Annotated in this window: 6 protein-coding genes and 2 pseudogenes; all 8 read left to right on the top strand. The window is 70.5% G+C overall.

Features of this window, described 5'->3' with window-relative positions:
* Positions 1-87: 87 nt before the first annotated feature.
* Positions 88-756: pseudogene (locus D3272_RS27605) on the top strand (ABC transporter substrate-binding protein); the annotation flags it as partial.
* 5 nt (positions 757-761) lie between these two features.
* Entirely contained in the window at positions 762-1,694 is a 933-nt protein-coding gene (locus D3272_RS26755) for an ABC transporter permease (RefSeq protein ID WP_129222288.1), read from the top strand.
* Positions 1,691-2,563: an ABC transporter permease gene (locus tag D3272_RS26760; RefSeq protein ID WP_207210334.1), complete on the top strand. Its 873-nt coding sequence runs from the start codon at positions 1,691-1,693 to the stop codon at positions 2,561-2,563. Before D3272_RS26755 ends, D3272_RS26760 begins: the two co-directional genes overlap by 4 nt.
* Positions 2,541-3,581 carry an ABC transporter ATP-binding protein gene (locus tag D3272_RS26765; RefSeq protein WP_129222289.1) on the top strand — a complete coding sequence of 347 codons (1,041 nt, stop codon included), beginning with the start codon at positions 2,541-2,543 and terminating at the stop codon, positions 3,579-3,581. Before D3272_RS26760 ends, D3272_RS26765 begins: the two co-directional genes overlap by 23 nt.
* The gene (locus D3272_RS26770) at positions 3,578-4,579 is read left to right on the top strand and encodes an ABC transporter ATP-binding protein (RefSeq protein ID WP_129222290.1); all 1,002 of its coding nucleotides are present in this window, start codon (positions 3,578-3,580) and stop codon (positions 4,577-4,579) included. Before D3272_RS26765 ends, D3272_RS26770 begins: the two co-directional genes overlap by 4 nt.
* A gap of 34 nt (positions 4,580-4,613) precedes the next feature.
* Complete coding sequence (locus tag D3272_RS26775) at positions 4,614-5,987, top strand: serine hydrolase domain-containing protein (protein ID WP_129222291.1); 1,374 nt, start codon at positions 4,614-4,616, stop codon at positions 5,985-5,987.
* Between the two features lie 88 nt (positions 5,988-6,075).
* Positions 6,076-7,050, top strand: a complete 975-nt coding sequence (locus tag D3272_RS26780; protein WP_129222292.1) for a Gfo/Idh/MocA family protein — start codon at positions 6,076-6,078, stop codon at positions 7,048-7,050.
* A gap of 232 nt (positions 7,051-7,282) precedes the next feature.
* Positions 7,283-7,672 (top strand): annotated as a pseudogene (locus tag D3272_RS28170) (molybdopterin cofactor-binding domain-containing protein); the annotation flags it as partial.
* Between the last annotated feature and the right edge of the window lie 80 nt (positions 7,673-7,752).

Below are 7,752 nucleotides of genomic sequence, written 5' to 3' on the forward strand. Positions count from 1 at the left end.
GCCTTCCTCTACGCCGCTTCCGTCATGATGCTGCTACGACGCATAGGTTGTGCAGCCTGACTTCCCGGACGGACTCTCAGCCATGCGGTCGACCGCGACGCCGTCCTGCAGGCGGCCTTCGGTGGGAACGGCACGGTCGCGCTCGGACCGCTGTCGCGCGGGATCCCCGGCTACGACGACGCCGTCGCGGTCAAGTATGGCGTCCCCTACGATCCCGCCAAAGCGAAGTCGCTGCTCGACGGCATCGGCTGGAAGGGCGGGGAGGGCGGTGCCCGCGCGAAGGATGGCAAGGCCGCGCATTTCACGATCAGGTCCTACGCCGACCCGAGCACCGAGCGCGCCCTGGCGGTGATCCAGGCCAACTTCGCCGCTGTCGGCGTCCAAGTCGACGTCAGCAACGCCGACTGGGGCAGCTTCTACCCGTCGCTGCTCAAGCCCGATTGGGACATGGACCTCAACCGCTGGACCTGGTCCGACCCCAGCGTCATGTCGCAGCTGTTCCGCTCGCCGGGTCACCGCAAGCTGCTGCCCCCGAATCCCGCGATCGATGCCTCGCTCGACGGCGCCGACGCCGCGCTCGATCCGGCGAAACGCATGGCCTTCGTCAGCGAAGCCCAACGCTCGATCCTGGAGGACCGTCTCGTGCTGCCGATCCTGACCGACTGGCCCATCACGGTGACGCAGAAGACGCTGCAGGGATATCGACTCGACTACCTCGGCTACCTTTACGCCGGCGACCTCAAGACAACGGCCTGAGCGCCATGGCGCGCTACGTCCTGCGTCGCCTGCTGCTGGCCGTTCCGGTGGTGGTCGGCATCATGCTCATCACCTTCCTGATCAAGGCGGTCATCCCCACCGACGCCGTGACGGCCCAGTTCCAGGGACAGATGTCGGAGGCCGACGCAGCGCAAGCCATCGCGGCCCTGCGCGCCAAATACCACCTCGACCTGCCTTGGTATCGTCAGTTCGTCCTCTACGTGGAAAGCCTGCTGCACGGAGACCTCGGCGAGTCGATCCGCCTGCGCCGTCCGGTGTCGAGCGAGATCGGCTTCCGCTACCTCAACACCTTGATGCTGACCGGCGCGGCCCTGTCGATCGCCCTCGTGGTCGGCATGGGGACCGGCATCCTGGCCGCCGTGCGGCGCAACAGCTGGCTCGACGTCACCGCCACCACGGTCGGCCTGTTCGGCACCTCCATGCCGGCCTTCTTCTTCGGGCTCCTGCTGATCCTGGTGGTGTCGGTATGGCTGCGCTGGCTGCCCGTAGTGCCGCGCGGCCCGGCCGCCATCGTGCTGCCGGCGCTGGCGCTCGGCCTGATCGAGGCGGCCCCGCTGTCGCGCGTCACCCGCACCGCCATGATCGACGTGCTGCGACGCGACTACATCCGCGCAGCCCGCGCCCGGGGCACGGGCGAGATCGCCCTGGTGCTGCGCCACGCCCTGCCCAACGCCCTCCTGGTGGTCCTCACCGTGATCGGCCTGCAGATCGGAAACCTGCTCGGGGGCGCCTTCATCGTCGAAACCATCTTCAGCTGGCACGGCATCGGCGAGCTCGCCGTCGAGGCCATCGGGTGGCGAGACTTCGCCCTCACTCAGGCGGTGATCCTGGTCAGCGCCGGCACCTACCTCGCCGTCAACCTCGTGGCCGACATCCTCTATGCCTGGGTCGACCCCCGCGTGGAGCTGGCTGCGTGACCGACGCCCTCGTCGACCTGCCGGATCTCCGGGTGGAGCCGCGCTGGCGCCGTCTGATCGGCCGCCTCCTCGCCGACCGATCGGCGGTGCTGGGGGGCGCCATCCTGCTCCTGCTGCTGGTCTGCGCCGTCGCTGCACCGCTCATCGCGCCCTATGACCCGCTGGCCATCGCCCCGATGGCGCGGCTGAGGCCGCCGAGCCCGCAGCACTGGTTCGGCACCGACGAGGTCGGGCGGGACCTGTTCAGCCGCATCGTCTACGGCACCCGCTACTTCCTGCTCATCTGCGCCGTGGCGGCCTCCATCTCGGCCAGCATCGGGACCCTGCTGGGGCTGCTGGCCGGCGCCGGCTCCGCGCTCGTCGACGGCGTCATCATGCGGCTCATCGACGTGCTGTTGGCGTTCCCCTACATCCTGATGGTGCTGGTGGTGGTGGCGATCCTGGGGCCGAGCCTGTGGACCGGCATGGCGGCGGTGGGCATCGCCGGCATCCCGGGCTACGCGCGCCTCATCCGCAGTGCCGTGCTCGGGGTCAAGCGCGAAGACTACGTGGACGGCGCCCGCGTTCTGGGCGCCAGCGAAACCGAGATCCTGTTCGGCACCGTGCTGCCCAACGTGCTGTCGCCGCTGATCGTCTACCTGTCCTATGCCACGCCGCTCGCGGCCCTGCTCGCCTCGGCGCTGTCCTTCGCGGGGCTCGGAGCGCAACCGCCCATCCCCGAATGGGGGGCCATGCTGGTCAACGCCCGCACCTACCTGTTCTCGGCGTGGTGGGCCGTGACGGCCCCGGGCGCCGCGCTGTTCGTCGCCATCTTCGGTTTGAACGTGCTTGGGAACGGGCTTCGCGATGTCCTCGACCCTCAGGGCTGACCCTGTGACCACAGCCTCCGATGGGCCGGCTTCGGGTGAGCAACTGCTCGCCGTCCGCGGCCTCCGCACCAGCTTCAAGACATCGCGCGGCGAGCTGAAGGCCGTCGACGGGGTGGACCTCGACGTGGCGGCCGGCGAGGTGCTGTGCCTCGTGGGCGAGTCCGGCTCGGGCAAGTCCGTTCTGGCCCTGTCGCTGCTCCGGCTGATCGAGCCGCCCGGCTCCATCCTCGGCGGTGAGGTGCGCTTCGAGGGGCGCGATGTCGGCGCCATGCCCCGGCGCGCCTTGCGGCGCCTGCGAGGCCGCGACATCGGCATCGTGTTCCAACAACCGCAGGGCTGTCTCAACCCCGTGCGCCGCATCGGATGGCAGGTCGCCGAGCCGCTGATGCGGGACGGCCTCGGCCGGGCGAAGGCTTGGGACGCGGCCGTGGAGCTGCTCCGCGCCGTCGGCCTGCCCGCGCCGGCCGACAAGGCGAGCGCGTACCCGCACCAGCTGTCGGGAGGACAGGCCCAACGCGTGATGATCGCCGTGGCCCTGGCGCTGCGCCCGCGTCTGCTCATCGCCGACGAGCCCACCACCGCGCTCGACGTCACCGTCCAGGCGCAGATCCTCGACCTGCTGCGGGAGCGGTGCCGCGCCATCGGGGCCGCCATGATCCTGGTGACGCACGATCTCGGCGTCGTGGCCAAGCTCGCCGACCGCGTTGCCGTGATGTACGCGGGCCGCATCGTCGAGCAGGGACCGGTCGCCGACCTGTTCGCCGCACCGCGCCACCCCTATACGCGCGGCCTGCTGCGGGCCGCGCCTCGGCTCGGCGAGATCGGAGAACGTCTGACCGACATCCCCGGCGGCATCCCCGACCTCGCCCGCATGCCGCCCGGCTGCGCCTTCGCGCCGCGCTGCGACACGCGGCGGGCGCTCGGCCTCGACCGCTGCCTGGACGAGGCCCCGCCCGTATTCGCGGCCGGTCCCGCCGGGCGCGCCCGCTGCTGGGCGCTGGCCGGAGATGCGGCATGAAGCCCCCTCCCGTGCTCGCCGTCGAGGGGCTGAGCGTTCGCTACCCCGTGCGTGGCGGGCTGTTCGGCGGCGTCACCGGCCACGTCGCCGCTGTCGACGGCGTGGACCTCGCCATCGCACGCGGCGAAGCGCTTGGCCTCGTGGGCGAGTCGGGCTGCGGCAAGAGCACCCTCGGCCGGACCGCGGTGGCGCTCCAACGCCCGACATCGGGCCGCGTGATGCTGCGTGGCCAGGACCTGTTCGCGCTCGGACCCCGTGACCTGAAGCACCAGCGCCGCCACGCCCAGCTCGTGTTTCAGAACCCGAAGACCTGCTTCGACCCGCGGCGCACCGTTGGTGGCTCCGTGCGCATGGCCTTGGACACCCAGGACCTGCTCGACCCCGGCGACCGAGAGCCAGCCGTGGCGGACATTTTCGCCCGGGTGGGGCTCCGGCCCGAGCACCGCTCCCGCTACCCGCACGAGCTGTCGGGCGGCCAGTTGCAGCGCATCGGCATTGCCCGCGCGCTGATCCTCAGGCCCGAACTGCTGGTCTGCGACGAGCCCGTGTCGGCCCTCGACGTATCCGTGCAGGCCCAGGTCCTGAACCTGATGAAGGAGCTGCAGGCCGAGTTCCGGCTCGCCCTGCTGTTCATCTCGCACAACCTTGCCGTCGTGGAATACGTCGCCGACCGTGTCGCCGTCATGTACTACGGCCGTATCGTCGAACTCGCGTCGCGGGCGGCCCTTTTCGCAGGGCCCCGGCACCCCTACACGCGGGCGCTGCTCGCCGCGGTGCCGTCCATGGATCCCGCGCGGCGCGACGAAGCAGCCCCACACCTTGGCGAGCCTCCCGACCCCGCCCGTCTCCCGTCCGGCTGCCGCTTCCGGAGCCGTTGTCACATCGCGTTCGCACGTTGCGCCGCCGATGATCCGGCGCTGGCCGAGGCAAATCCAGGTCACGCGGTGGCGTGCTGGGCCGCGGTGCCCGATGGTCCATCGGTCCCCGCATCCGCATGACGCCTCGTTCCGTGTCCTCCGAACAGGAGCTCCCATGACCGAATGGCTCCCAGAAGCGGCGCGCTACGCCGCGCGCTGGCTCGACTACCAGATGCGCGCCACCGAGCAGCCTGGCTGCGTCCTGGCCATCGCCGGCGGCGACAAGCTTCTGCTGGAGCATGCCTCCGGGGTGGCAGACCTCGATAGCGGGACGCCGCTGACGCCGGAGCATCGCTTCCGCGTGGCGTCGCATTCCAAGACCTTCACGGCCGTCGCCATCCTGCTGCTGCGCGAGCGCGGCCTCTTGACCCTCGACGATCCCGTCGGTCGCCACGTCACCGGCCTGACGCCGGCGGTGGGCGCCGTGACGGTGGCGCAACTCTTGTCCCACGGCAGCGGCCTGATGCGCGACGGCACCGATTCCGGTCATTGGCAGGACCGCAGCCCCTTCCTCGACGAGGCGTCGTTGAGGGGGCAACTTGATGAGCCGTTGACCTTGGAGGCGAACAGCCGGTTCAAATATTCGAACCTCGGGTTCGGCCTGTTGGGCCTCGCCATCGAGGCCGTCACGGGGAAAAGCTACGGCGATTGGATGATGCGTGAGATCGTCCGCCCGGCGGGGCTCGCCGCCACGACGCCGGACGTGCCGGCGGCGCCCGGCGCGCCCCTGGCGACAGGGCACGGCACGCGCCTCCCCTTCAACCGGCGCTTTCCCGTGCCCGGCCACAACCCGACCGACGCCCTGGCGGCCGCGACGGGCTTCGTCAGCACGGCGGGCGACCTCGCACGCTTCATGGCGAGTCTCGACCCCGCGGCCGGGTCCAGCGTCCTGTCGGCGGCGAGCCGGCGCGAGATGACGCGTCGGCATCGGCGCGTGCCCGAGGCGGAGGGGGATCGCGGCTACGGGCTCGGCACCATCTCGGGTTCCGTCAAGGGCCACGACTGGTTCGGCCATTCCGGCTCGTTCCAGGGCTTCATCAGCCGCACCGCTTGCGTGCCGGACTGGAACGTTTCGGTGTCCATCGTCACCAACGCGGTCGACGGTCTGGCCAACCAATGGGTCGAGGGCGTGCTGACCATCTTCGAGCGGTTCGACAGGCACGGGGCCGCGAAGCCCGGACTCGACGTCTGGGCGGGCCGCTGGTGGACCATCTGGGGCGCCACCGACACGGTGCCGATGGGCGACCGCATCCTGCTGGCCTCGCCGGGGCAGTTGGCGCCTTTCGCCGAGGCGAGCGAGATCGTACCGTCCGGTCCCGCCGAGGGGCGCATCGCCGTGTCGGGGGGCTTGGGCAGCTACGGGGAGCCCGCGTGCCTGATGCCGTCAGCCGACGGCGCACCCGAGCGGCTGAAGCTCGGCGGCACGGAACTGCTGCCGGAAGCGGCGTTCCTGCTCGAGATGGAGGCGCGAAGGGGAACCTCCGCCTGACATCTTCCATAGGTTTCTCGCCCCACCGGGCGAGGTGCCTCCACGCACCGCGCATGCGCGCAACCCTCTCGCTCCAACGGGCCTCGACATGACCACAGATGAACCCCTCGCGCTCGGCATCATCGGCGCGGGCGTCATGGGGCGCAGGATGCTCGACGCCGTGCTCGGAGAGGACACTTCGCCGGTCCGCATATCGGCCCTTTGGGATCCCGTCGAAGCGGCGATGGACCGCGTCGGATCCGCGTATCCGGGGGTGCCGCGGGTCGCCGACGCGGCGGCCGTCGTGGCGGCGTGCGACTGCGTCTACGTCGCCTCGCCGCCCGCGTCCCACATCGGCCATGCGCGCGCCGCCCTCGACGCCGGGCGGAGCGTGTTCTGCGAGAAGCCGCTCGCGGTCGACCTCGCCGACGCCCGCGCCTTCGTGGCCGAGGGCGGGGGCGCCGGGGCGGTGAACTTTCCTTTCGCATCCTCGCTGGGCGTGGCGACCCTGGAACGCTGGATCTCCGAGGGCGCGGTCGGCACGCCGCGGCGGCTGACCATCGAGGTGGGCTTCGCCGCATGGCCGCGTCCCTGGCAGGTCGACGCGGCCGCATGGCTCGACGCCCGCGCCGAGGGCGGCTTCACGCGCGAGGTGGTTTCGCACTTCCTGTTTCTCAGCCGTCGCCTCCTCGGGCCTCTCAGGGGATTGAGCGGCACGGTGCGCTTCCCCGAAACCGGCCGTTCGGAGCGGGCTGTCGACACGACCTTCCGGGCGGGCGAGGTCCCGGTGACCCTGAAGGGCCGCGTGGGCGAGACGACGACGGACGATCACAACAGCTGGACGCTGGAGGGCGATGCCGGTGCCGTTCGGTTGCGAGACTGGGCCGTCGCAGAACGGCGTCTTGCCGACGGGACGTTCGAGGCCGCTTCCGATGCGATGCCGAACGAGACGGCGCGCCCGATCGCGTTGCGGCGGCAGCTTGAAGGCGTGGCCCGCATGGCGCGCGGCGAGCCCCACCACCTCGCCACCTTCTCCGAAGCTTTCGACGTCCAGATGATCGTGGAGGACATCCTGGCCCTTTAGCGCAGCGTCTCGGAAGTCGGCCGAAGCGCTGCCACGGCCGTCTCTTCCTGAAGCTTCTCGCAGCAGAGTTGCCGAAGGTGCGGCTGGGTTGCGCTCCCCGAGCAACCACAAACGACCCGAGGACGTCGTTCCTGCGGCTCGAAAGGCGGCTGCGCAGCGGGCGTTCGACGTCTTGGCGACGCAGGGTGTGCTGGCCAACAGCTACGCCGCGATCGACATCGGCGAGATCGAGGGCGTCTGTGCCGCCTGCGTAAGGCTGCGCGGGGCGGTGACGCAGAAGCTCGGCTTCGTTTCCTCCGACGCCGTGCTCGAGGACGGGCGGGTTGCGAGCGGCGATCGCTCGGCCGCGCTCGTCGACGCGTCCGCGGCGGGCGAACTGACGGGCGAGGACAAGATTGAGTATGCCGAACTCGAGAAAGAGTATCAGATCTCAACCTTCGGCGCCCATTTCGTCGAGGTCGGGGTCGACGCCTACACGGGCGTGACCCGAGTCAATCGTATGTTAGCGGTCTGCCACGCCGGTCGTATCCTGGACTCGAAGGCGGCGCGTAGCCAGCTTATTGGCGCCATGACGATGGGCGTGAGAACAGCGCTGATGGAGGAACTGGCGGCTGACAAGCGGCTCGTAACTACCCACGGGGTCGCGTGAGATCGGCGTCGTCGGAAGGGGTCCGTCGAGGTGCAACGAGGACTTGCGTGTCC

This window comes from Lichenibacterium ramalinae (genome assembly GCF_004137085.1).
Taxonomy (GTDB): Bacteria; Pseudomonadota; Alphaproteobacteria; order Rhizobiales; family Beijerinckiaceae; genus Lichenihabitans; species Lichenihabitans ramalinae.